The following is a 24,595-nucleotide window of genomic DNA, read 5'->3' on the forward strand; positions in this document are numbered from 1 at the left end:
ACAGAATGCGCAACCCGTTGAGTTTTTTGGCAGATTTAGCCCTCGGGCGCTCGCTGCAAGCGCAGCTGATAGCGGTAAACGCCGGCGGTGAGCAGGTAATCCCGGTGCACGCTCGGGCTCCAGGAATCGTCGCCGCCCACCCCCATGTGGAAGCCGTCCAGATGCAGCCAGGTGCCTGCTTCCGGCTGCAGCAGGTGCTGGTGGCTGCAGGCCATCAGCTGTTGCAGGCCGTAGCGGCTGAGCGAGAAGTGGAAGCGGCCGTCGATGCGCCAGCCGCCGTAGCGCAGGCTGCGGGTGTCGCAGCGCAGGCCATTCTCGCCGGGGAAAATATACGGCGTGTGCAGATCTGCCAGCGGCAGGCGCCAGCGCCCGTATTGCGCGGCCAGGCGGCGATCCGGGTAGTTCTCGTGCGGGCCCAGGCCCAGCCATTCCGCCTGCGGCTGCACCGTCGCCAGTTGGCAGTGCAGGCCGATGCGCGCCGGCGGCGGCAGGGCGTCGGCCACCTCGACCTCCACGCTCACGTTCACTGCGCCCAGCGCGTCGAACAGCCACTGCTTGCGGCTAATCAGCAAAATCTGCCCGTCCACGCCGAACTGGTGTTCGCTCACCACCCGCACGCCGTTTTGCAGCGCATCGGCCTGCAACTGCGTGCAGCGCTCTTCCAGCCGGTACAGGCCCGCCAGCTTCCAGCGTTCGATCCAGGCGTTGGGATCGATATGGTCCGCTTCGCTGACGCCGATGTCGTTATCGATCGGCGCGCGCGCAAAACCGTCGCGCAGCGGCGTCAGCAACTGCGGCTGCTCATTCTGCCACCACTGCGTCAGGTGGCCGCTGCTGCGCTCGAAGCGCCAACGCTGGTCGCCGTGGGTGAGCGTCAGCCCCTGATCGTCTTCAATCAGCATTGGCGGCACGCCCTGCGCCGGCGGCGGCGCGGGATGCAGCGCGCGCGGCACCCGCCACTGATCCCAGGCGCAGCGGTGGTGCGCTTCGGACCAGTCGGTGGCCTGCGGCTGCACTACCTCCACGTTCAGCCACAGCTCGCCGGGCTGATGCAGCATCGGCAGCCGGTCGAGCAGGGTGAAGCGAGTGCTGCCCTGCGGCGGCAGCGCCAGATCGAGGCTGCCGCTGGCGCGCTCCACGCCGTCCAGCTCCAGCCGCCAGTTGAGCTGCTCGTTGTCGGTGTGGCGGAACAGGTAATCGCTGGTGACGGTCAGCGTCAGCGAGGCGGCGTCGAAGGCGAAGCGGAACAGCTGCTGCGCCCGCTGCGCTTCGAACAGCGCCGGGTGCGGGATGCGATCCGCGAACACCAGCCCGTTCAGGCAGAACTGGCGATCGTTGGGGGTGTCGCCGAAGTCGCCGCCGTAGGCCCAGAACTCTTCGCCGCGATCGTCGCGTTTGATCAGCGCCTGATCGACCCAGTCCCAGACAAAGCCGCCCTGCAGGCGCGGATGTGCGTGGAACGCGCGCCAGTAGCGCTCGAAACCGCCGAAACTGTTGCCCATCGCGTGGGCGTATTCGCACAGGATCAGCGGGCGCGGCTCCTCCGGCAGGCCGATCCACTTGCCGATCGCCCATTTGGGCACCGCCGGGAACGGCTGATCCTGATCCACTCGCGCATACATCGGGCAGATGATGTCGGTGGCGGCGGTGTCGGCGCCGCCGCCTTCATATTGCACCGGGCGGGTCGGATCCTGGCTTTTCACCCAGCGGTACAGCGCGTCGTGGTTCGCGCCGTGGCCGGACTCGTTGCCCAGCGACCAGATAATGATGCAAGGATGGTTGCGATCGCGTTGCACCATGTGCGTGACGCGCTCGCTCATCGCCGGCAGCCACAGCGGATCGTCAGCCAGGCGGTTCATCGGCTGCATGCCGTGGGTCTCGATATTGGCTTCGTCCACCACGTACAGCCCGTAGCGGTCGCACAACCGGTACCACAGCGGGTGGTTGGGGTAATGGGAACAGCGCACTGCGTTGAAGTTGTGCTGCTTCATCAGCAGGATGTCGTGGCGCATCGTCGCCTCGTCCATCACCTGGCCGTGGCGCGGATGATGCTCGTGGCGGTTAACGCCGCGGATCAGCAGCGGCTGCCCGTTGAGCTTCAACAGCCCGCCGCTGATCTCTACCTGGCGGAAGCCGACGTCATAGGCCTCCACCTCGATAATCTCCCCTTCGGGCGAGAGCAGGGCGACGGTAGCGCGATACAGCGCGGGCGTTTCGGCGCTCCACAGCGCCGGGCGTTCCACCGGCAGGCGCAGCGTGACGCGATCGTCATAGGCGCCGCGTTCGTCCACGATCTCGCTGCCGAGCGGTTGGGTGCGTTCGGCCACTCGCGCGCCGTCGCGCCACAGCTGAATCTGCACCTGCAGCGGGCCGGGCCGGCTGGCGCGCGCCGTCACCACCAGTTCGCCGCGGGTAAAGCGGTCATGCAGCGGCGTGGTGATGCGCACATCGCTCAGGTGCGCGGCGGGTTTGTGCAGCAGGCTGACGTCGCGGAAGATGCCGCTCATGCGCCACATGTCCTGATCTTCCAGATAGCTGCCGTCGCACCAGCGCAGCACCATCACCGCCAGCCGGTTTTCACCCGGCCGCAGCCACGGGCTGAGATCGAACTCAGCCGGCAGGCGGCTATCCTGCGAATAGCCGACCCAGTGGCCGTTGCACCATAAATAGAACGCCGAGTTGACGCCGTCGAAGATGACGCGCGTCTGGCCGGCGGCCAGCCAGGCCGGATCGACGCTGAAGGCGCGCGAGTAGCAGCCGGTCGGGTTGTCTTCCGGCACGCGCGGCGGATCGACCGGGAACGGGTAGCGCACGTTGGTGTAGATCGGCGCGTCGTAGCCGGCGAGCTGCCAGTTGCCCGGCACCGCCAGCGGGGCGGCGTCCGGCAGATCCTGCTGCAGCCAGCTCTCCGGTGCCGCCTCTGGGCGCGGGAAATAGTTGAAGCGCCACTCGCCGTTCAGCGATCGGCGGCTGGCGCTGGGGGCGTCGTCGCGCGCGTCTTCCACCGTGCGCCAGCTGGCGAACGGCGGGTGGGCCTCCAGCCGGCGGTAGTGGGTGCAGGCCGGGTTTTGCCAGTCACGGCGGGCGAGGATCTCGGTCAGGGAAGCTAGGGGCGCAGCAGGCATCGGCGATCGTCCAGTCGGCTAGGTGATGCTCACCAAGATGCTGACCGGCGCATAAAAAGTAAAGCGGTTACACGCAACCTTGCAAGGGCGATCAAATAACCGTTAATGCGGCTCGCCGGCGCGATAGATCCGCTGTGGGCGGCCTACCTTGCCGTAAATGATCTCGGCGCGCAGCTGCTGCGCGGCGGTGCAAAACTCCAGATAACGTCGAGCGGTGGTGCGGCTGAGCCCCATTTTTTGCGCAACGCTTTCAGCGGTGTGCCGCGCGGCGGGTTCGGCGAACAGCGCGCGGACCTTGCCCAGCGTCAGCTCGTCGATGCCGGCGGGCAGCGCCGCCTGCTGCTCGCTGCGGGCGTAGGTATTGAACATCTCGTCGATGCGGCGCTGGTTGAGGCGCGCTTTGTCCTTCAACGCTTCGCGGCGCTGGCTGAAGCGCAGCAGCGTCTGGCTCAGCCGGTCATAGGCCAGCGGTTTGATCAGGTAGTCGAACACGCCGTAGCGCAACGCCTCGGCCACGGTGGCCATGTCGCTGGCGGCGGTGATGAACACGATGCCGCCGCGATACCCGCTCAGCGTCAGTTCGCGCAGCAGGGTGATGCCCTGGCCGTCCGGCAGAAAGTTGTCCAGCAGGATCAGATCCGGCTTGAAGCGTTCGGTCATGGCGCGCGCCTGCGCCAGCGTGCCGGCCAGCCAAATCTGGCGGCAGCCGCCGTTCTGGCGGATAAACTCCGCGTGCATCTCCGCCAGCGGCGTTTCGTCTTCAACGATCAGGATGTTCAGCCATTCCATAGTGCGACCCGTAATTGCAATAAAAATGCTAAGTGAATGTAAGTGAATTGCGGCGCCAAATAAAGATTATCTCAATAATAAACACCATAAGATTAATTAAGCAAATAAAGAACATTAAATAACTTATTAACCGGGATCGGTTTGTGAAATAGGTCAATAATCCGCGTTTTTTTTCTGCTTACCATGGGTTTATCGAACGAGAGGATGATTTTATCTTCATGGTTTTTAAGGTTTTAATTGCCATTTCTGATGTTAATTAAAATGCCTTTTTGTATTTCATTTGTTGTTTGCCAGTTAACCCAGAGAGCGTGTTATGTTAGGCGATGCCGTATTTAATCGGGTAAAGCGATCGGATCATAAAGCGATTTCGGAAATAAGCGCCTTCTTGCGCAGTAACGATCTGAATATCGACACCACGGTTGAAATATTTATTACCGTTACCCAGCACGACAAATTGGTCGCCTGCGGCGGCATCGCCGACAATATTATCAAATGCGTCGCCATCAGCCCGCTGATGCGCGGCGAAGGGTTGGCGTTGGCGCTGGCGACCGAGCTGGTGAACCTGGCCTACGAGCGCCACCACACCCAGCTGTTTATCTACACCAAGGTGCAGAACGAGCCGCTGTTCCGCCAGTGCGGTTTCTACCCGATCGCCACCGTGCCGGGCATCGTGGTGCTGATGGAAAACAGCCCGTGCCGCCTGAAGCGCTACGCCGCCCAGCTGGCGAGCCAGCGCCGGCCGGGCGACACCATCGGCAGTATCGTGATGAACGCCAACCCCTTTACCCGCGGGCACCAGTATCTGGTGCGTCAGGCGGCCAAGCGCTGCGACTGGCTGCACCTGTTTCTGGTGAAGGAAAACACCTCGCGCTTCAGCTATGAAGACCGGCGCCGGCTGGTGCTGGCCGGCACCGCCGATATCCCCAACCTCACGGTACACGAAGGCTCGCAGTACGTGATCTCGCGCGCCACTTTCCCCTGTTACTTCATCAAGGACCAGGGCGTGGCCGACGACTGTTACACCGAAATCGATCTGAAGATCTTCCGCCAGTATCTGGCGCCCGCGCTGGGCATCACCCACCGCTTCGTCGGCAACGAGCCGTTCTGCGCGGTGACCGCGAAATACAACCGCGACATGCGCTACTGGCTGGAAACGCCGGCGCTGCCCAGCCCGCCGATCGCGCTGGTGGAAATCGAGCGTTTGCAATATCAGGGCACGGCGATCTCCGCCTCCTGGGTGCGCAAGCTGCTGGCGGCGGGGGACTTCCACGCCGCCGCGCCGCTGGTGCCGCCGGACACCCTGTACTACCTGCAGGATCTGCAAACGCAGCGCCGGGCCAAGGCGGCCCCGCATCCTTTTGAGTCCGCACAATCAGGTGAATGATGAAAATTATCCGAGAAGCAATGGCCGGCACGCTGGAATCCAGCGATGTCATGGTGCGCATCGCGCCCGCCGAGGGGCCGCAGCACGATCTGTTGATCGCCAGCAGCGTGGAAAAACAGTTCGGCGCGGCGATCCGCCGCACCCTGCTGGAGGTGCTGCAGCGTTATGAGGTGGAGCCGGTGCAGGTGATCGTCGACGACAAAGGGGCGCTGGACTGCGTGCTGCGCGCCCGGCTGGAAACCGCGCTGATGCGCGCCTGCGAGGGCGGCCAACTGCCGTGGGAGGCGAAAGATGAAAACGCTGAATAAAACCCGGCTGCGCCGCAGCATGCTGTTCGTTCCCGGCGCTAACGCGGCGATGGTCAGCAACGCCTTTATCTATCAGGCCGATGCGCTGATGTTCGATCTGGAAGACTCGGTGATCCTGCGTGAAAAAGACGCGGCGCGCCGGCTGGTGTACCACGCGTTGCAGCATCCGCTGTACCAGGAGGTGGAAACCATCGTGCGCGTCAATGCGCTCGATTCCGCCTACGGCTTGGCGGACTTGCAGGCGGTGGTGCGCGGCGGCGCGGACATCGTGCGCCTGCCGAAGACCGACAGCGCGCAGGACGTTGTTGACATGGAGCGCGAGATCGCCGCCATCGAGGCGGCCTGCGGCCGGCCGGTAGGCAGCACCGGGCTGCTGGCGGCGATCGAATCGGCGCAGGGCATCACCAACGCGGTGGCGATCGCGCACGCTTCGCCGCGTCTTATCGGCATCGCGCTGGGGGCGGAAGACTACGTGCGCAACCTGCGCACCGAACGCTCGCCGGAGGGCATCGAGCTGCTGTTCGCTCGTTGTTCGCTGCTGCAGGCGGCGCGCGCCGCCGGCATTCAGGCGTTCGACACCGTCTATTCCGACGCCAATAACGAAGCCGGCTTCCTGCTGGAAGCGGCGCTGATCAAACAGCTCGGCTTCGACGGCAAATCGCTGATCAACCCGCGCCAGATTGAGCTGCTGCACAACCTGTACGCGCCGACCGCCAAAGAGGTGGCGCACGCGCAGCGGGTGGTGGACGCCGCCGAAGCGGCGGAGCGGGAAGGGCGCGGCGTGGTGTCGCTCAACGGAAAAATGGTCGATAGCCCGGTGATTGAACGCGCCCGGCTGGTGCTGGAGCGCGCCGCGCTGTCCGGCTTACGGGAAGAACCGGCGCAGCACGGGGAGGAAGCATGATGAACCGCCAACAACGATTGATGACCTTCGCCAACCCGACGGATCTGCCGGGCTATCAGGACGTGTCCAAAGCCAATCTGCAGGCGCGCAAACCGCGCGATCTCAAGCTGTGCGACTCCTTGCAGGAAGCGGTGCGCCGCAGCGGGCTGCAGGACGGCATGACCATCTCCTTCCACCATGCGTTTCGCGGCGGCGATTTGACCCTCAATCAGGTGATGGAGACGCTGGCAGCGATGGGGTTCCGCAACCTGACGCTGGCGTCCAGCTCGCTGACCGACTGCCATGCGCCGCTGGTTGAGCATATCCGCCACGGTGTGGTGAGCCGCATTTACACCTCCGGGCTGCGCGGCCCGCTGGCGGACGCGGTTTCGCGCGGCCTGCTGGCGGAGCCGGTGCAAATTCACTCGCACGGCGGCCGGGTCAACCTGATCGAATCCGGCGAGCTGAAGATAGACGTGGCCTTCCTCGGCGTGCCGGCCTGCGATGAGTTCGGCAACGCCAACGGCTACAGCGGTGAAGCCTGCTGCGGCTCGCTCGGCTATGCGCGGGTGGACGCCGAGGCGGCGGGCACCGTGGTGCTGCTGACCGAGCAGCTGGTGCCGTATCCGCATCATCCCGCCAGCCTGGCGCAGGATCGGGTGGATCTGATCGTGCAGCTGGAGCGGGTGGGCGACGCCGACAAGATCGGCGCTGACGCCACGCGCATGACCTCGAACCCGCGCGAGCTGCTGATCGCCCGCCGCGCCGCCGAGGTGATCGCCGGTTCAGGCTACTTCACCGAAGGGTTTTCACTGCAAACCGGCACCGGCGGCGCCTCGCTGGCGGTGACCCGTTTCCTGGAGGACAAGATGCGCGCCCGCGGCATTCGCGCCGCGTTCGCCCTCGGCGGCATCACCTCGACCATGGTGGATCTGCACGAGAAAGGGTTGATCGGCAAGCTGCTGGACGTGCAGAGCTTCGATCGGGCGGCGGCGACCTCGCTGGCGCGCAACCCGCGCCATATCGAAATCAGCGCCAACCAGTACGCCAACTTCAGCTCCAAGGGCGCGTCGGTCGATCGGCTCGACGTGGTGGTGCTGAGCGCGCTGGAAATCGACACCGGCTTCAACGTTAACGTGCTGACCGGCTCCGACGGCGTGCTGCGCGGCGCGTCCGGCGGCCACTGCGACACCGCCGCCGCTGCGCGGCTGGCGATCATCGTCGCGCCGCTGGTGCGCGGGCGCATCCCGACGCTGGTGGAGCAGGTGACCACCTGCGTCACGCCGGGCTCCAGCATCGACATTCTGGTGACCGACCACGGCATCGCCGTCAACCCGGCGCGGCCGGAGCTGGCGCAGCGCCTGCGGGAGGCCGGGCTCGAGGTGGTGAGCATCGACTGGCTGCGCGCCCGCGCGCTGCAGCTGACCGGCGAACCGCAGCCGATCGCCTTTACCGACAAGGTGGTGGCGGTGGTGCGCTACCGCGACGGCTCGGTGATCGACGTGGTGCATCAGGTGGCGGAGTAACCGATGGCCGCCGTCGATCCCCAACTGGCCGCCGAACGCGCGGTCAGCCTGCCGGAGTTGCTCACCAGCCGCGAATGCCGCCAGGCGCGGCAGCAGGCGTGGCTGGCGCAGCACGAGTGCACGCTGCTGGTGCTGACGCTGGTGGTGCCCGGCCCGGTGAAGGACAGCGCGCTGACGCGCGGCATCTTCAACCTGGGGTGGGCGGCGCTGCTGCGACTGTGCGCCGAACAGGGGTGGCCCAGCCCGCAGGCCGAGGCGCTGGCGCTCGCCACCGGTTGCGAAGGGTTTGTGGCGCTGCGCGCCGATGCCCAGCGGGTGAAGGACTGCGCCATGCAGCTGGAGGTGAGCCGCCCGATCGGCCGGCTGTGGGATATCGACGTGCTGGATACGCAGGGGCGCATTTTGTCGCGCCGCGACATCGGCCTACCGGAACGGCGCTGCCTGCTGTGCGGCCAACCGGCCAAGATCTGCGCCCGCCAGCGGCGGCACAGCAGCGAGCAGCTGCTGCATGAAATGGAAAGGATGTTCAACGATGCGATCTCTGCCGATTAACCTGCCCGCCCACCGTGCCGAACCGGCCTGCGATTTCGCCCGCGCCGCTTTCCGCGCGCTGCTGGTAGAAGTCAACCTCACGCCCAAGCCGGGGCTGGTGGATCGCCATAACACCGGCGCCCACCGCGACATGGATCTCGGGCACTTCTATCGCAGCGCCCGCGCCATCGGCGTGTGGCTGCCGCGCTTTATCCAACGCGGGCGCGAGGACGCCTGCCGGCCGGCGGAGCGGCAGCTGGCGCGGCTGCGGCCGCTCGGCCTGGCCTGCGAAAACCAGATGTTTCGCGCCACCGGCGGCATTAACACCCATAAGGGCAGCGTGTTCTCACTCGGGTTGCTGTGCGCCGCCTTCGGCCGCCTGCAGCAGCAGGGCCGGGCCATCAGCGCCGCATCGTTATGCGCCGAAGTGGCGGCGATGTGCCGAGGGCTGGTGGACAGCGAACTGCGATGCAACAACGCCGGGCAGACCGCCGGCCAGCGCTTGTTCGCTGCGTATGGCCTCAGCGGCGCGCGCGGCGAGGCGGAATCCGGTTTTCGGTTGGTGCTTGACGGAGCGCTGCCGCTGTATCGGCAACGGCTGGCCGCCGGCGGCGACGAACAGCGGGCGCTGCTGGACAGCCTGCTGTGGCTGATGGCCCACAACGATGACACCAACGTCGCCTCGCGCGGCGGCCTGCGCGGGCTGCGCTGGCTGCGGCGCCGGGCGGCTTTGCTGCTGGCGCAGGGCGGCTCGGCGGGGGAGGCGGGCCTGGCGCGCCTGCGGCGCTTCGATGCCGATTGCATTGCCCGCAACCTCAGCCCCGGCGGCAGCGCCGACTTGTTGATAGTGACCTGGCTGCTGGCACAGCTGGGTGCCCAAGAATAATAACCAAGCCTTCAGGAGAGTCCCTATGTCCCAAACCCAGGAAAAGATCTGGAAAGCGATAGCGCCGCTGGCGGTGCTCGCGATCCTGTTATTGATACCGGTGCCCGACGGCATGCCGCCGCAGGCGTGGCACTATTTCGCTATCTTTGTGGCGATGATCGTCGGCATGATTCTGGAGCCGATCCCGGCCACCGCCATCAGTTTTATCGCGGTGACCGTCAGCGTGCTGAGCGCCAACTGGGTGCTGTTCGGCGCGCAGGAACTGGCGGAGCCGGGCTTCAAGGCCGGTAAAGAGGCGCTGAAATGGGGGCTGGCGGGCTTCTCCAGCACCACCGTCTGGCTGGTGTTCGGTGCTTTTATCTTCGCGCTGGGCTACGAGGCCACCGGGCTGGGGCGGCGCATCGCGCTGTTCCTGGTGAAATTCATGGGCAAGCGCACGCTGACGCTGGGCTATGCGGTGGTGATCATCGATATCCTGCTTGCGCCGTTCACGCCGTCCAACACCGCGCGCACCGGCGGCACGGTGTTCCCGGTGGTGAAAAACCTGCCGCCGTTGTTCGATTCCTTCCCTAACGATCCCTCTTCGCGCCGCATCGGCGGCTACCTGATGTGGATGATGGTGGTCGGCACCAGCATCAGCTCCTCGATGTTCGTCACCGGCGCCGCGCCGAACGTACTGGGCATCGAGTTCGTCGGCAAGATAGCCGGGGTGCACATCAGCTGGATGCAGTGGTTCCTGGCGTTCCTGCCGGTCGGCCTGCTGCTGCTGATCATCGCGCCGTTGATCTCCTACTACCTCTACAAACCGGGCGTGACCCACAGCAGCGAAGTGGCCGCCTGGGCGAATACCGCGCTGGGGGAAATGGGCAAGCTGACGCGCAAGGAGTACACCCTGATCGGCCTGGTGCTGCTCAGCCTATGCCTGTGGGTGTTCGGCGGCAAGGTGCTGGACGCCACTGCGGTGTGCCTGTTGGCGGTGTCGCTGATGCTGGCGCTGCACGTGGTGTCGTGGAAAGACATTACCAAATACTCCAGCGCCTGGAATACGCTGGTTAACCTGGCGACGCTGGTGGTGATGGCCAACGGCCTGACGCGCTCCGGCTTTATCGACTGGTTCGCCCAGACCATGAGCACCCACCTGGACGGCTTCTCGCCGAACATGACGGTAGTGGCGCTGGTGCTGGTGTTCTACTTCGCCCACTACCTGTTCGCCAGCCTGTCGGCGCACACCGCCACCATGCTGCCGGTGATCCTGGCGGTCGGCAAAGGGTTGCCGGGCGTGCCGATGGAGCAGCTGTCGATGCTGCTGGTGCTGTCGATCGGCATCATGGGCGTGCTGACGCCGTACGCCACCGGGCCGGGGGTGATTATCTACGGCTGCGGCTATGTGAAGTCGAAAGACTACTGGCGCCTGGGCGGGATTCTCGGCGTGGTGTACATCGCCGCGCTGCTGCTGATCGGCTGGCCAATCATGAGCCTGTGGTACTGAGTTGACGCACAGCGGCCGCCGCCCGGTGGCCGCTGGTACGATCTTTTCCCGTGAACCCTGTCACACACTTGTCACACTAACCCCGCCATCATACGCAGGCAAACGCTAACACCTTAAAAATAATCATTTTCCGGGAGCCTCTGCGGATGAGAAAAAAAACGTTATTGCTGTGCCTGCCTTTGATATTCACCGGGAACGCGCTGGCGGACGCCGGCGGTTATCAACTGGAACAGGTGCTGGTGATGAGCCGCCATAACCTGCGCGCGCCGCTGGCCAACAACGGCAGCGTGTTGGCGCAGTCCACGCCGAAGGCTTGGCCGGCCTGGGAAACGCCGGGCGGCCAGCTGACCACCAAGGGCGGGGTGCTGGAAGTGTATATGGGGCACTACTTCAACGCCTGGCTGAAGCAGACCGGCCTGTTGCCGCAAGAGGGCTGCCCGACCGCCGGCAGCGTATACGTTTACGCCAACAGCCTGCAACGCACGGTGGCCACCGCGCAGTTCTTCAGCAACGGCGCGTTCCCCGGCTGCGACGTCAGCGTGCACCATCAGGACAAGATGGGCGAGATGGATCCGACTTTCAACCCGATCATCACCGACACCGGCGAAGCCTTCAACCAGCAGGCGCTGGCGGCGATGAACGCCGCGCTGGGATCGCTGAAGCTGGACGCTTCTTACCAACAGCTGGCGAAGATCATCGACTACAAGGATTCCGCCGCCTGCAAGACCGACAAACACTGTGACCTGACCAAAGAAGCCAGCGTGATGAGCGCGGTGCCGGGCAAAGAGCCGGGCGTCTCCGGCCCGCTGCGGGTGGGCAACTCGCTGGTGGACGCCTTTATGCTGCAGTACTACGAAGGTTTCCCGATGAAAGAGGTGGCCTGGGGCAAAATCGCCACGCCGCACCAGTGGCAGCAGCTGGCGCAGTTGAAAGACGGCTATCAGGATTCGCTGTTCACCTCGCCGGTGGTGGCGCAGAACGTCGCCAAGCCGCTGCTGACCTACATCAACAACGCGCTGCTGGGCGAGCGCAAACCGGACGCGCCGAAGCTGACGGTGCTGGTCGGCCACGACTCCAATATCGCCTCGCTGCTGTCGGCCATGCAGTTCCAGCCGTATCAGCTGCCGCAGCAATACGAGAAAACGCCGATCGGCGGCAAACTGGTGTTCCAGCGCTGGCGCGACGCGCAGAACGACCGTGAACTGCTGAAGATCGAGTACGTCTATCAGTCCACCGAACAGCTGCGCAAGGCGACGCCGCTGACGCTGCAAACCCCGCCGCAGCGGGTGACGCTGGCGCTGAAAGGCTGCCCGATCGACAAAGACGGCTTCTGCGCCTGGAGCGATTTCGAGAAGACCATGAAAGGCATCTTGTAATGCTCAGCCTCTCTCCCGCGCGCGGGGGAGAGGCTTCTCCCCATCCCGGCTAACGCGCCGCCGTGCCGGCCTTAACGCCATTTATTTTGCCCAGGGTCATTGTTGCAGGCCGTTTCGGGGGCTAACATCATCAGCCTGCCTGCTTATCATGGATATCGCCGTTGCCCACTTTTATCCGCAATATCGAATTTTTCACGCCCGACGGCTATCCGGGCCAGGTGGCGCGCTGCCAGTTTGCGCTGGCGGAGTATCGCGACGAGAATTTTCCCGAGGCGGGCTTTGCGCTGCCGGAGCATCTGGCACGTGCGGTGCCGAAGCGCCGCGCGGAGTATCTGGCCGGGCGTGTTCTGGCGCGGCAACTGTTGGCGCCGCTCGGTTTTGCCGACTTCACCCTGGCGCGCGGCGAAGATCGCGCGCCGCAGTGGCCACCGGGCATCGCCGGGGCGCTGAGCCATAATTCGGATACCGCGCTGTGCGCCGTGCACCGCGAGAGCGGGCTGGGCGGCGTGGGGCTGGATGTGGAGACGCTGCTCTCCGACGTGCGGGCGGAGGAGCTGTGGGGGGCGATCGTTTCCCCGGCGGAGCGCGAGACGTTGCTGGGCGAAACGCTGCCGTTCAACGAGCTGCTGACGCTGACGTTTTCCGCCAAAGAGAGCCTGTTCAAAGCGCTGTACCCGCAGGTGCGCCGATATTTCGATTTTCTTGATGCGCGGATGGTGGCGGTGGATGCGCAGCGGCAGACGTTCGAATTGGCGCTGCTCACCACGTTGACGCCGCATTGCTGCGCCGGACGGCGTTTCGCCGGGCGGTTTTGGCGTGAAGGTGACGATGTCACGACTTTTATTTTTTGCTAAAACACAATAATAACAGTGTGTTATTTCTTGTTGTGGCGTAACGCGAATTTGCCGCGGCGTGCGGAAAGATTCATTCATCGGAGATTGACCGACGGTGGGGATCCGGTGTAATTTACCCACCCTTTACAGCTAATGATAATTATTCGCATAAACATTATCATTGGTGAGGCGCAACAAAGGAGTGGTCTTGTGGCGACACTGACGACAGAAAACCAAACCTTCTCCGGGTTTGAGTACGCCGAACAATCGACCTTTTTGTACCGGTCTGAATTCCGTTCCCTCTCCGCCCACGGCGTGTTTGAGCGTATCGAGACGCCGGCGTTCGGCGGCGAGCAGGAAGGCAGCGCGCTGGCGCAGCATATTCGCCAGGCGCTGGCGCGCGCCAAAGCCGCCGGCCAGGCGGCCCCGGTGGTGGTGGGCGCCATTCCGTTCGACACGCGCCGGCCTTCCTGCCTGTATATCCCTGAAGAAAGCCGATTCGTCGCCAACGACAGCTTTATCCGCGCCGCGCGCCCGATGCTGCAACAGCCGCATCGCCTGGTCGCCTGCACCAGTATTCCAGACGAACCGCGATTCAAACACGCGGTCGCGGAAGCGGTCAGCCGCTTTAAACAAGGCAAGCTGGACAAGGCGGTGCTGTCGCGCATCCTCGATATCGAGCTGGAGCAGCCGGTGGCCGGCCACCGGATCCTCAATAACCTGATGGTGCAGAACCCGACCGGTTACCACTTCTCCCTGCCGCTGGCCGATGGCAGCGTGTTGATCGGCGCCAGCCCTGAACTGCTGATCCGCAAGCAGGGCGGCGAGATCCACACCAATCCGCTGGCGGGCTCGGCGCGCCGACAGGACGATCCGCAGCAGGATCGCCTCGGCAGCGAGCGCCTGATGCGCTCGACCAAAGACAAATACGAACACAAGCTGGTGATCGACGATATTCGTCGGCATCTGACGCCGCTGTGCGCCACCCTGAGCGTGCCCAGCGGCCCGTCGCTGCTCAGCACCGGCACCATGTGGCACCTGTCCACCCGCATTCGCGGCGAGTTGCTGAACCCGGCTCTCAACGTGATGCAGCTGGCCTGCCTGCTGCATCCGACGCCGGCGCTGTGCGGCTTCCCGACCGAAAGCGCCCGCCAGCTGATCGCCGCTCTGGAACCGCACGATCGCGGCTTGTTCAGCGGCATCGTCGGCTGGTGCGACGCCAACGGCGACGGCGAGTGGGCGATCGTCATCCGCAGCGGGCTGCTGCGCGGCAACCGGGTGCGGCTGTTCGCCGGCGCGGGCATCGTCGCCGCCTCGACGCCGCAGTCCGAGTGGATGGAAACCACCGCCAAACTGGGCACCATGCTCAACGCTTTCGGCCTGAACAGCGGCGCGCTGTAGGCCTCTTTGCGGCGCAGTCCGCGCCGCGTCATAGCCTTTCGCAGGAGACAACGATGAACAACAACATGACCCGGCGGTGCGCCCGGATGGCGGTGCGCGCATGAGTATTCAGATGGATTTCACCGGCAAACGCGTGTGGGTGACCGGCGCGGCGCGCGGCATCGGCGAGCAGATCGCCCGCCACTTTTTGACCCAGGGCGCCGAGGTGGTGGGGTTTGACCGAGAATTCGCCAATCCGGATCTGCCTTACCCCTGCGTGACGTTGGACATCAGCCGGCCGGAGCTGGTGGAGGCGGTGTGCCGCCAACAGCTGGCGGAGAACCCGCGACTGGACGTGTTGGTCAACGCCGCCGGTATTCTGCGCATGGGCAATACCGAAGATCTGAGCGTGGATGACTGGCACCAGTGCATCAACGTCAACGCCTCGGGGGCGTTTTACCTGTTTCGCGCCGTGCTGCCGCACTTCAAGGCGCAGCGCAGCGGGGCGATCGTCAGCATCGGCTCCAACGCCGCGCACGTGCCGCGCGCGCAGATGGCGGCCTACTGCGCCTCCAAGGCGGCGCTGACCAGCCTGAACCACTGCGTGGGGTTGGAGATGGCGCCGTTCGGCGTGCGGTGCAATCTGGTGTCGCCGGGCTCGACCGACACGCCGATGCAGCGCGGCATGTGGCAGACCGACGATGCGCAGCAACGCACCATCGCCGGCTTCCCCGAGATGTTCAAGCTGGGGATCCCGCTGGGTAAAATCGCGCGTCCGGACGAGATCGCCAACGCGGTGCTGTTCCTGGCCTCGGATTTGGCCAGCCACATCACCATGCAGGACATCGTGATCGACGGCGGCGCCACGCTGGCCGCCTGAGTCAGACCCGCTGGCGGCGCAGCAGGTGCCGCGCGCCCTCCGCCGCCAGCAGCAGCACCGCCAGCCAGATCGCCAGATAGGTTGGCCATTCGCTTTGGCTGATGCTCTCGCCGAGCAGCAGCGCGACAAGCACCAGCAGCACCGGTTCCACATAGCTCAGCAGGCCGAACAGGCTGAACGGCAGCATGCGGCTGGCGAGGATGTAACACACCAGCGCCACGGCGCTGATGACGCCGAGCAGCGGAATGCGCCAATACAGCTCGGCATTGATCTGCAGCGCCGCCGCGCCGCCGTCGCCGAAGGCGAACCAGGCCGCCGCCGGCAGCATCAGCGTCAGCTCGCACCACAGGCCGCCGAGATTGTCGGTGCCGAAACGCCGCCGCAAAATAAAGTAGAGCGGATACCCCAGCGCTACCACCAGCGTCGGCCACGATACGCCGCCCGCCTGATACAGCTCATTGCCCACCCCCGCCACGGCGCACGCCACCGCCAGTTTTTGCAGCAGCGACAGCCGATCGCGGTAGATCAAACGGCCCGCCAGCACCATGGTCAGCGGCAGCAGAAAATAGCCGAGCGACACGTCGAGCGCCTTGCCGTGCAGCGGCGCCCACAGGAACAGCCACAGCTGCACCCCCAGCAGCGCCGAGGTGAGCAGCAGGCCCAGCAGACGCGGCGGCCGTTGGCCGATCCCGACCAGCGTGTCGCTCACCTTGCGCCAATCGCCGGACAGCGCCATGAACAGCGTCAGGAACGGCAGCGTCAGCAGCGTACGCCAGCCGTAGACCTGTTCGCCGTTCAGCGGGGTGAGGGTAGAGGTGAAGTAATACATCGCGCCGAACAAGATGGAGGCGACGACCGAAAGAGTGATGCCCTTAATCACACGCATTCCTGGTGAGTGATTGATTTTATGGCGGCTACTGTAGAGAAATTTGCCGCCAACGACAATGGCGCAGCCGGGCGCTGGACAATCGGCGGCGGCGGGTTACAATGGATACTGTGTATTCATACAGGTTTTGGCGATGACAATCGATCTTTTTGAAGACGCGCTGCCGCCGCCGTGGCGTGAAGAGATCGCCCCCGGCGCGGTGGTGATGCACGGCTTTGTGCGCGATCACGGGCCGGCACTGCTGGCGGCGGTGCAGGGCGTGGTGGCGCAGGTGCCGTGGCAGCATTTGACCACCCCCGGCGGGCACGTGATGTCGGTTGCGATGAGCTGGTGCGGCAACGGCTGGACCAGCGACAGCCGCGGCTACCGTTACTCGGAACGCGACGCGCGCAGCGGCAAACGCTGGCCGCCGATCCCGCCTATTCTGATGGCGTTGGCGGACGAAGCCGCGCAGCAGGCGGGCTTTGGCCCCTTCGTGCCGGATTCCTGTTTGATGAACCGTTACGATCCGGGCAGCAAGCTGTCGCTGCATCAGGATAAAGACGAGCACGACTTCGGCGCGCCGATCGTCTCGGTGTCGCTCGGGTTGCCGGCAGTGTTTCAGTTCGGCGGGCTGCAACGCAGCGACCGGGCGCGGCGCATCCCATTGGCGCACGGCGACGTGGTGGTGTGGGGCGGCCCGTCGCGGCTCTGTTTCCACGGCATCCTGCCGGTCAAGGAAGGCTACCACTCGCTGGTGGGGCCGCACCGCATCAACATCACGCTACGCAAGGCGCTTTAGCTGCGGCTCCTGCGCCAGGCAGGCGACGAGATAGTCGATAAACACCCGCAGTTTGGGCGGCAGATACTGGTTGGGCGCGTAAAGCAACCACAGGCCGCCGTGATAGCTGCTGAGGAAATCCCATTCCGGCAGTACCTGCACGATCTCGCCCTCGTCGAGCGCCTGGCGGGCGGTAAAGTACGGTAGGCTGCCGATGCCGATATGCCGTTTCACCGCGTCCAGCCGCACGCCGGTGTGGTTGGCGGCGTAGCGGCCGCGCACCTTGACCGTCACCGTTTTGCCGCTGCGGCGGAACTTCCATTGCGCGTCGCTCGGCGTTTCTCCCAGATAGATGCAGCTGTGCGCCGCCAGATCGTGCGGGTGCTGTGGCGCGCGGTGCTGCGCCAGATAGTGCGGCGTGGCGCACAGCAGGTGGTCTATTCGCATCAGCTGACGGCCGATCAAGCCCGGCGACGGGCGATCGGTAATGCGTAGCGCCAGATCGACGCGGTCGTCGATCAGATCCATATAACGATCTTCCAGCCGCAGCCTCACGTCCACCTTCGGGTAACGTCGCAGAAACTCAGGCATGTGCGGATGCAGCACGAAACGGCCTACCGCCTTGGGCACGCTGACGCTGACCAGCCCTTCGGGCTCTGCGGCGCCGCGCCCGCCGATCGCCATCACCGCGTCGGCCGCCGCCAGCAGGGTGCGGCAGTGCGCAAACGCCTCTTCGCCGCTTTCGCTCAGCCGCAGTTTACGGGTGGTGCGATGCAGCAGCTGCAGCGCCAGCGCCTGTTCGAGCTTCGCCACACTGCGGCTGACGGCGGAAGGTGAAGCGCCCAGTTTGCGGGCGGCGGCGGAAAAGCTGCCGCTCTCCACGACCTGGACGAAAACGGCCATTTCGGCCAACAGCGCGTAAGAAAGATTTGTGCTCATGACGCAAAGGTCCATTGTGATGGCGACGGATTATGCTCCGATTATGACATGAATATAATGGCTCTTCGAACCGAGGAGAAAAATGATGACCGAGCGACGTTATTACTACAGCGACGATTTACAGGGCCAGGCGCAGGTATTGAGCTGTGAGCCGGCCGAGGCGGGCGCTTACGCCGTGGAACTGGACGCCACGCTGTTTCACCCGCAGGGCGGCGGGCAGCCGGCCGACGTGGGAGCGTTGAACGGCGTCACCGTGTTGCGGGTGCAGCAGCAGGGGGATAGGGTGTTGCACTATACCGCGGCGCCGCTGCCGATCGGGCCGGTCAATATGCAGGTCGACGAAGCGCAACGCCGGCTGCACGCCCGCTGGCACTCCGGCGGCCATCTGATCGGCTGGCTGGGGGAAACCCGCGGTTGGCGGCCGATGAAAGCGCATCATTGGCCGGGAGAAGGGCGCATCACGTTCACGCCGGGGCCGGACGTACAGACGCTGGAGGCGGCGTTTTTACACGCGGAGCTGGCGCGCCTGATCGCCGCCGATTTGCCGCGTCGCCAACAGGCGGTGGACGGGATGCGCCAGATCGGTTTCGGCGATCTGCCTGCCTACGGTTGCGGCGGCACGCATGTCGCCACGTTGGGCGAGGTGGGCGCGATCGCGATTACCGGCGTAAAGATGAAGAAAGGGCAGCTGATCGTGCAGTATGCGCTGGAATAAAAGCGTCAGCGCCCGGCCTGCCGCAGCTGGGTGCAGAAGGCGCACTGGCATCCCGCCACCGGCACCGCCTCACAGCGGCCGATATTCACCGGCTGGGCATCCATAGCGTGAAAGCCGTAAAACAGATTTTCGATGTTCTGTTCCGCCGCACGCGCCTGTTCGGTGCGTGGCTCGGGCACTTTTGACTGAAACGCCGCAGCCTTGCCGGCCAACAGGCTGAGAAACAGCAGCGACAGCTGGATTTTCATCGTCGTCTTCCCTTTACTTTTTTTGATACGTTATAACAAAACCAAAGCGCCGCCAAGCGCCGCTCTCGCGCTCGGCGCCCGCCGGCGCGTGAGCCGGTGCGGTGAACGCCCGAGCTTAATTCTGGTTACTCGTTGATTTTATTGAAATTGATGAAATAGTCAGATGCCATCATCCAGGGCATGACAGGGCAGCCAATATTCTAAATACTTAATTGAAGAGGCGCTCGGGGCAGGAGAAGCGCTTTGGGCGCGCGTTTTTGCACGGCGCGCCCGCCGTTTTTGGCATGGACTGCATTTTCTCAGTGTCGTGGATTGTAAAATGGATTTTTGTAACCGGATTTCCGTGTGTTTATTGACGTTTAATTCATCGCGCCTGCTGCGTGACGTGTTGCAACCTGTGGCGGCGTTCGCCGATGAAATCATCGTGGTGGATTCGGGCAGTACTGACGGCACCTTGGCCATTTGCGACGACTTCAATATCAAGCCTCTTTATCACCCGTTTGAAACCCATGGCCGGCAAATGAATTACGCCATATCCCGCGCGCGATATGACTGGGTTTTGTGCCTGGACAGCGATGAGATCATGGATGATGAAGCGGTCGACGCGATGCGGCTTTTCAAGCGCACCCCAGGCCCCGACAAAAATAACGCCTATCGCATTCGTCGCGATTGGTTTGTGTTGGGACAGGCGGTCAGAACGCTTTATCCCGTCTCGTCACCAGATTACCCCATTCGCTTTTTTCATCGCCAGGTGGTGAAGTTCAATGATGCGCCGGTAGATGATGCGGCGGAAGGGGGCGCATCCACCTTGATACTGGCCGGGCACGTTAAACACGACACTTTTTTCTCAATCGAGGAAGTGTTTGCCAAGCTGAACAGCTATACGGCACGCGTGGTGAAATACAAGGCGATAAGGCCATCGATTCTCCGAGGGGTGATTAGCGCCATCGGCGCATTTTTCAAGTGGTACATTTTCAGCGGCGCCTGGAAAGCGGGCCGGGTCGGGGCCGTGACCGGCGTTTACGCGGTGTCCTACAGCTTTTTGAAGTATTTCAAGGCGTGGTACCACAGATAGCCGAACGGCGGGCGTGGCGTGAGCTCCCGTTCGATTGCGGCGCGCGATTGCGGCGTTGGGCCGGCAACCGCGCGCCGAAGGCGGGGGGCGAACCGCCTTCATCTCCTCGTTTAAACGCTGTCTTCAGCGATCAGCACCTCAGTAATATCAATGCGATGCAGCAGCTTTCTCTGTTTCTCATGGCTGATTTTCTTCATGCGGCGCAGCCGGTACAGCTCTTCTCTTTCCGCGTGCAACGAGGCTAAGTACAGCTGCTTTTCCAGCCGCTTCAGCGCCACGATATTCTTAACGTCTTCTTTGGTCAGAATTTTACGTTGCAGCACGTCCAGCATCCGCCGCGTCGTTTCTTCAATCAGTTCCGGCGTGGCGTCGTCCGGCGGGGCGACGAGCAGCTTTTCCTTGGTTTCGTTGACGGCCTTGGTCGCCGCGCTCGCCAAGGCTTCTGAAACGGAGAAAGCCTCTTCCTGATCTTCTTCCGGCGGCAGATTGCCGCGCAACAGGAAGGGCAGCGTGACGATGCCGACGACGATCGACAGCAAGATGACTCCCGAGGCGATAAACACCAGCTGATACCGCCCCGGGAATGGCGAGCCATCCAATAGAAACAGCGGAATTGACAGCACGCCCGCCAGGGTCACCGCCCCTCGCACCCCGGCAAAGGCGGCGACGAACAGATCGCGCGTGCTGAATTTCGAAAATAACAGCGGATCTTTGCGCATCAGGGTCGCGCTGCCGACCTTCATCAGCCACAGCCAAATCAAACGCACGGCGATCAAACTAAAATAGATGATCACCACGTAAGCCAGCAGTGTCTCCAGGCTGATGGAATGATCGATACCGGTTTGCGCCACGGTGAAGTTCAAGATGCCCGGCAGCTGCAGCCCAAGCAGAATAAACACCATGCCGTTAAACACGAACTCGAGCATTTCCCAAATATTATTGGTGCGTAAACGCACCAGCGGCATGCTGCGATTCACTTTGGATTGGCCAATCATCATGCCGGCGCTGACGGCGGCCAGGATGCCGGATACGCCGATTCTTTCCGCAATCAGATAGCAGGAAAAGGGCAGTAACAGCGAGAAAATAATCTGGGTGGCGGAATCGTTATACATCCATTTATGGATGAACTTAACCATTTGATTATAGAGAAAGACAATAATGATGCCGCACAGCACCCCGCCAATCGATACCTGAAGAAAGGTCAGAAAGGCGCTCTCCAGGGTAAACGCCATCGCGCCGAGCGCGACAGCGATGGAGAAGTTGAGGGAAACCAACCCGGAGGCGTCGTTCATAAGCGCCTCCCCTTCAATTACGCTCATCACGGGTTTGGGCATGCGTCCTTTACCGACGATGCCGGACAGCGCCACGGCGTCCGTTGGCGACAGAACGGCGGCCAGGGCAAATGCGGCGGCGAGGGGGATTGACGGGAGCAGGAAGTGAATCAGATAACCCACCCCGACGACCGTGATGATCACCAGCACCAGGGCCAGACAAAGGATTTCTCTGCCGTAATGGATGAACTCTTGCGCCGGCGTTTTCCAACCGTCGGCGAACAGCAGCGGGGGAATAAACAGCATCAAGAAAAGCTCGGGATTGAAGTCGATATGCAACCCAAACTGCGGCCAGGCCAACACGGCGCCAACGATGATTTGCATCAGCGGAAGCGGGATTTGGAAGGGCAATATGCGCGTCACGACGCCGGACAACGAGACGGTGAGCAATAAGATCAATATGGTGAAGAATGTTTCCATCGTGAACCTTTTGTGGATTTAATTTTTCTCGCCGTTATCAAACGGTTTTTCTGCATGCCGCCCCTCTGGCGGGCTCGTCGGCCAAGGCTGAACAGCGGCCACGGCGGCCGCTGTCGATAAAGAAAGCGCAGTTGAGCAAGGCCGGTCTTCGCCCCGCTTGCCTGTGGAATGGCGCAGGCAAACGGTGCAAAGGGTTAAGGCAGCGCAAACGCCATCACGTAATCGCCGGTTTCTGACGAATGCGCGGCGCCGCCGACCACAATAACGATGTATTGCTTGCCGGTTTTAGGCGAAACGTAGCTCATCGGCGTCGCGCTCGCGCCGACCGGCAGCGCATATTTCCAGACTTCTTTGCCGGTGCTGCTGTTATAGGCGCGCAGATAATAGTCCTGGAAGCCGGCGAAGAAGACCAGGCCGCCGGCGGTCGTCATGGTGCCCGCGTAGGTGGGCATGCCAACCGGCATCGGCAGGTGCGATCTGATGCCCAGCGGCCCCATTTTTTCGGCGGTGCCGGCCGGTATCTGCCAGGCGATCTTTTTGTTTTTGTAATCGACGGCGGTGATCGTGCCGTAAGGGGGTTGGTTGCAAGGCACTTCGAGCGGCGACATCCACATCAACGTGATCATGCCGTATGGCGTGCCGATCATGGGAGAAGGCCCGTGGCCATCGATCACTTTTTGCGGGTACTGCTTCGCGACGCGTTCATAGCTGTCGCGCGCCACTAACCAAAACACATTCGGGATGCGCACATCGTTCATGTAAGCCATATGGTTTACAGGATCAATCGACATGCTCCCCCAGTTGAGTCCGCCTAAATTGCCGGGCTGCTCGAGCGTTGGGCGGGTGCCGATCGGGGTCATGTCGCCCTGGTAATTCATCTGTTTGAACAGGATGCGGCAGGCCATCTGGTCAAACAGGGTGGTGCCCCACATTTTTTCTTCGGTCAGGCGCTCGGCGCCAATGGTCGGCATGCCGACGGAGAACGGCTGGGTTGGCGAGAGGCGCTCTTCCTCTGCGGCGCCTTGCGTCGGCACGGCTTTCTCTTCAACCTGCGCCAGCGGTTTGCCGGTCTCCCGGTTCAGGTAGAAAATCTGCCCGCGTTTGGTGCCGAGCAAAAGGGCGGGCACCGGGCGATGTTGCTCATCAAAACCGTCTACCAGCGCGGGTTGGGACGCGAGGTCATAATCCCAAATGTCGTGATGCGTGGTTTGGAATTTCCAGCGCTCACGGCCTGTTTCAATATCAATGGCGACCAGGGCAGAGTTGTACTCATCCGAATTTTCCGGGCGATTCATGCCGTAATAGTCGGGCGTTGCATTGCCAAGCGGCGCATACAACAAGCCTAATTTGTCGTCATAGGCGGCGGTGGTCCACATATTCGGCGTGCCGCGCGTATAGGTGCTTCCGGCCGGCGGCGCCTTGGTGATGCCCGGATTGCCTAAGTCCCACGCCCAGTCCAACTCGCCGGTTTTGGCGTCGAACGCCCTGATGACGCCGGAAGGCTCGCCTTTCATTACGTTATCGATAACCCAGCCGCCGACGATAATCTTCCCTCTGGCGATGGTCGGCGCCGAGGTTTGGAAGTAATAACCCGGTTTGACTTCCCCCATATGCTGGCCGAGATTCACCTCACCGTTTTGACCGAAGGCGGGGCATTTCTGGCCCGTTTTGGCATCCAGCGCAATGAGGCGGGCATCGATCGTGGTGTGAACGATCGTTTTCTCGCACAGAGCGCCTGGCGCAACATCCTCATTTTTGTAGTAGCCAAGCCCGCGGCAGCGTTGCCAAACGGGGGAGGTGGAATGCGAGTCAAATTTCCAGCGCGCTTTACCCGTATCGGCATCGATAGCGGTGATAAGACCGTTGGGCGTGCAGCTATACACCACATCATCAATCGCGAGCGGGGTATTTTGGTCCACGCCCGGCCGGAAATCGCCGGTGCGATACACCCAGGCGAGTTTCAGATCTTTGACGGTTGAACGGTTCACCTGATTGAACGGCGCGTAGCGCGTTCCTTCCGTCGTGCGGCCATAGGCGCTCCAATCGGCAGGCGCGTTGTCGCTTTTGCTCTCGATAAACGTCACGTCGCCAGCAGGGGTAATTTCGCCATGGGGAAAGAAGGCGCCGATAAAGAAAGCGACAAAGGCCACGGATAATGCCGAACCGGCGATGTAAGCCTGCTTTCGACTCTTGGCGCCGTGCAGGTACGAGGGAAGTAAAAACGCGGCGATAATAGAGAGGCCGGCGGGCACCAGCAGGCGTGGGAACAATGCCCAGTAGTTAAGCCCCGATTCCCAAAGCGCCCACAGCATCGTCATCAAAAACAGCAGGCCGGTTAAGTAACAAGCCGATTTGCTGCGCTTGAGGACCAGCACTGCGGCGGCGATGTAGCCTATCCCGGTAATGGCATAGTAGAACGATCCGCCGAGGGCGATCAGCCAAATTCCCCCCACGGTTAACGCGACGCCAGAAAAAACCAGCAAGCAAAAGAACGTGATTATTGCGGCTCTCTTACCAAACGATGTTCTAATCATATGTTTTCCTTTGACTTTTAAATCCACATTGGATCACCATCCCATCGCTGCCAACGCGTGAAAATGCCGGCGCGAAAGGCAAGGCATGTCCCGCCTTGAGACTTTTTATTCTTTAACGCTTTAGGGGCATTGAGTTGTCGTTTTGATATACATTTCAACAGTGGCCATTGCGGCTTGGATCAGTCGCCAGACCAAGATAAGGGGTTTTTATTGGGCGATGACAGAACGCGCGCGATAAAAATAACCATCAACATTTTTATTTAATACCGGGTTGTAACCGTCTCGCAGAGATACGGT

The 24,595-nt window shown here is 62.8% G+C and carries 21 protein-coding genes; 14 read left to right on the forward strand and 7 right to left on the reverse strand.

The window, feature by feature from the left end; translation table 11 throughout:
- Window positions 1-35: 35 nt before the first annotated feature.
- A complete protein-coding gene (locus ACJ8J1_RS03490; protein ID WP_142002653.1) occupies window positions 36-3,125 on the reverse strand; it encodes a beta-galactosidase in 3,090 nt (1,029 codons plus the stop codon).
- A 102-nt stretch (window positions 3,126-3,227) separates the two neighbouring features.
- Window positions 3,228-3,914, reverse strand: a complete 687-nt coding sequence (gene dpiA / locus ACJ8J1_RS03495) for a two-component response regulator DpiA (RefSeq protein WP_047574538.1) — start codon at window positions 3,912-3,914, stop codon at window positions 3,228-3,230.
- A 313-nt stretch (window positions 3,915-4,227) separates the two neighbouring features.
- On the opposite strand from dpiA, the gene citC reads away from it, so the two are divergent.
- From citC to dhbA, 11 genes are all read left to right on the forward strand, one after another.
- A complete protein-coding gene (citC, locus tag ACJ8J1_RS03500; RefSeq protein ID WP_004940809.1) occupies window positions 4,228-5,298 on the forward strand; it encodes a [citrate (pro-3S)-lyase] ligase in 1,071 nt (356 codons plus the stop codon).
- Window positions 5,298-5,606, forward strand: a complete 309-nt coding sequence (gene citD / locus ACJ8J1_RS03505; RefSeq protein ID WP_004940811.1) for a citrate lyase acyl carrier protein — start codon at window positions 5,298-5,300, stop codon at window positions 5,604-5,606. The genes citC and citD overlap by 1 nt, the downstream gene beginning before the upstream one ends.
- On the forward strand, window positions 5,590-6,510 hold the full coding sequence (gene citE, locus ACJ8J1_RS03510; protein ID WP_033643716.1) for a citrate (pro-3S)-lyase subunit beta: 921 nt from the start codon (window positions 5,590-5,592) through the stop codon (window positions 6,508-6,510). Before citD ends, citE begins: the two co-directional genes overlap by 17 nt.
- A complete protein-coding gene (gene citF / locus ACJ8J1_RS03515; protein WP_033643714.1) occupies window positions 6,510-8,015 on the forward strand; it encodes a citrate lyase subunit alpha in 1,506 nt (501 codons plus the stop codon). Before citE ends, citF begins: the two co-directional genes overlap by 1 nt.
- Window positions 8,016-8,018: 3 nt before the next feature.
- A complete protein-coding gene (citX, locus tag ACJ8J1_RS03520; RefSeq protein WP_033635185.1) occupies window positions 8,019-8,567 on the forward strand; it encodes a citrate lyase holo-[acyl-carrier protein] synthase in 549 nt (182 codons plus the stop codon).
- Window positions 8,548-9,432: a triphosphoribosyl-dephospho-CoA synthase CitG gene (citG, locus tag ACJ8J1_RS03525; protein ID WP_033643713.1), complete on the forward strand. Its 885-nt coding sequence runs from the start codon at window positions 8,548-8,550 to the stop codon at window positions 9,430-9,432. The genes citX and citG overlap by 20 nt, the downstream gene beginning before the upstream one ends.
- A gap of 25 nt (window positions 9,433-9,457) precedes the next feature.
- Entirely contained in the window at window positions 9,458-10,921 is a 1,464-nt protein-coding gene (locus ACJ8J1_RS03530; protein WP_033643712.1) for an anion permease, read from the forward strand.
- Window positions 10,922-11,067: 146 nt separating this feature from the next.
- Complete coding sequence (gene agp / locus ACJ8J1_RS03535; protein WP_033643710.1) at window positions 11,068-12,297, forward strand: bifunctional glucose-1-phosphatase/inositol phosphatase; 1,230 nt, start codon at window positions 11,068-11,070, stop codon at window positions 12,295-12,297.
- Window positions 12,298-12,458: 161 nt separating this feature from the next.
- Complete coding sequence (locus ACJ8J1_RS03540; protein ID WP_033643709.1) at window positions 12,459-13,151, forward strand: 4'-phosphopantetheinyl transferase family protein; 693 nt, start codon at window positions 12,459-12,461, stop codon at window positions 13,149-13,151.
- A gap of 189 nt (window positions 13,152-13,340) precedes the next feature.
- Window positions 13,341-14,531: an isochorismate synthase gene (locus ACJ8J1_RS03545; protein WP_033643708.1), complete on the forward strand. Its 1,191-nt coding sequence runs from the start codon at window positions 13,341-13,343 to the stop codon at window positions 14,529-14,531.
- Window positions 14,532-14,631: 100 nt separating this feature from the next.
- Entirely contained in the window at window positions 14,632-15,390 is a 759-nt protein-coding gene (gene dhbA, locus ACJ8J1_RS03550) for a 2,3-dihydro-2,3-dihydroxybenzoate dehydrogenase (protein WP_033643707.1), read from the forward strand.
- A 1-nt stretch (window position 15,391) separates the two neighbouring features.
- On the opposite strand, the gene rarD is transcribed toward dhbA, so the two are convergent.
- Window positions 15,392-16,270, reverse strand: a complete 879-nt coding sequence (rarD, locus tag ACJ8J1_RS03555; RefSeq protein ID WP_033643705.1) for an EamA family transporter RarD — start codon at window positions 16,268-16,270, stop codon at window positions 15,392-15,394.
- Window positions 16,271-16,409: 139 nt separating this feature from the next.
- Here rarD and alkB point away from each other — a divergent pair, with 139 nt between their 5' ends.
- Window positions 16,410-17,057 (forward strand): DNA oxidative demethylase AlkB, encoded by a 648-nt coding sequence (gene alkB, locus ACJ8J1_RS03560; RefSeq protein WP_033643703.1) that lies wholly within the window; start codon window positions 16,410-16,412, stop codon window positions 17,055-17,057.
- Here the strand turns inward: alkB and ACJ8J1_RS03565 are convergent.
- Complete coding sequence (locus ACJ8J1_RS03565; protein ID WP_033643702.1) at window positions 17,040-17,975, reverse strand: LysR family transcriptional regulator; 936 nt, start codon at window positions 17,973-17,975, stop codon at window positions 17,040-17,042. The genes alkB and ACJ8J1_RS03565 overlap by 18 nt on opposite strands.
- An 85-nt stretch (window positions 17,976-18,060) precedes the next feature.
- On the opposite strand from ACJ8J1_RS03565, the gene ACJ8J1_RS03570 reads away from it, so the two are divergent.
- Entirely contained in the window at window positions 18,061-18,690 is a 630-nt protein-coding gene (locus tag ACJ8J1_RS03570; protein WP_033643701.1) for a serine-tRNA(Ala) deacylase AlaX, read from the forward strand.
- A 5-nt stretch (window positions 18,691-18,695) separates the two neighbouring features.
- Here the strand turns inward: ACJ8J1_RS03570 and ACJ8J1_RS03575 are convergent, their stop codons facing one another.
- Window positions 18,696-18,938 carry a hypothetical protein gene (locus ACJ8J1_RS03575; protein WP_015378427.1) on the reverse strand — a complete coding sequence of 81 codons (243 nt, stop codon included), beginning with the start codon at window positions 18,936-18,938 and terminating at the stop codon, window positions 18,696-18,698.
- Window positions 18,939-19,257: 319 nt separating this feature from the next.
- On the opposite strand from ACJ8J1_RS03575, the gene ACJ8J1_RS03580 reads away from it, so the two are divergent.
- Window positions 19,258-20,013, forward strand: coding sequence for a glycosyltransferase family 2 protein (locus ACJ8J1_RS03580; RefSeq protein WP_033643700.1), 756 nt, complete (start codon window positions 19,258-19,260; stop codon window positions 20,011-20,013).
- Between the two features lie 110 nt (window positions 20,014-20,123).
- Here ACJ8J1_RS03580 and ACJ8J1_RS03585 read toward each other — a convergent pair whose 3' ends face one another.
- Together ACJ8J1_RS03585 and ACJ8J1_RS03590 are read right to left on the reverse strand one after the other, a co-directional pair.
- Window positions 20,124-21,764: a Na+/H+ antiporter gene (locus ACJ8J1_RS03585; protein ID WP_016927100.1), complete on the reverse strand. Its 1,641-nt coding sequence runs from the start codon at window positions 21,762-21,764 to the stop codon at window positions 20,124-20,126.
- A gap of 194 nt (window positions 21,765-21,958) precedes the next feature.
- Window positions 21,959-24,298: a membrane-bound PQQ-dependent dehydrogenase, glucose/quinate/shikimate family gene (locus ACJ8J1_RS03590; RefSeq protein ID WP_069099985.1), complete on the reverse strand. Its 2,340-nt coding sequence runs from the start codon at window positions 24,296-24,298 to the stop codon at window positions 21,959-21,961.
- Between the last annotated feature and the right edge of the window lie 297 nt (window positions 24,299-24,595).

It is taken from the genome of Serratia sp. CY37869, from assembly GCF_052168895.1.
Classification (GTDB): Bacteria; Pseudomonadota; Gammaproteobacteria; order Enterobacterales; family Enterobacteriaceae; genus Serratia; species Serratia ureilytica.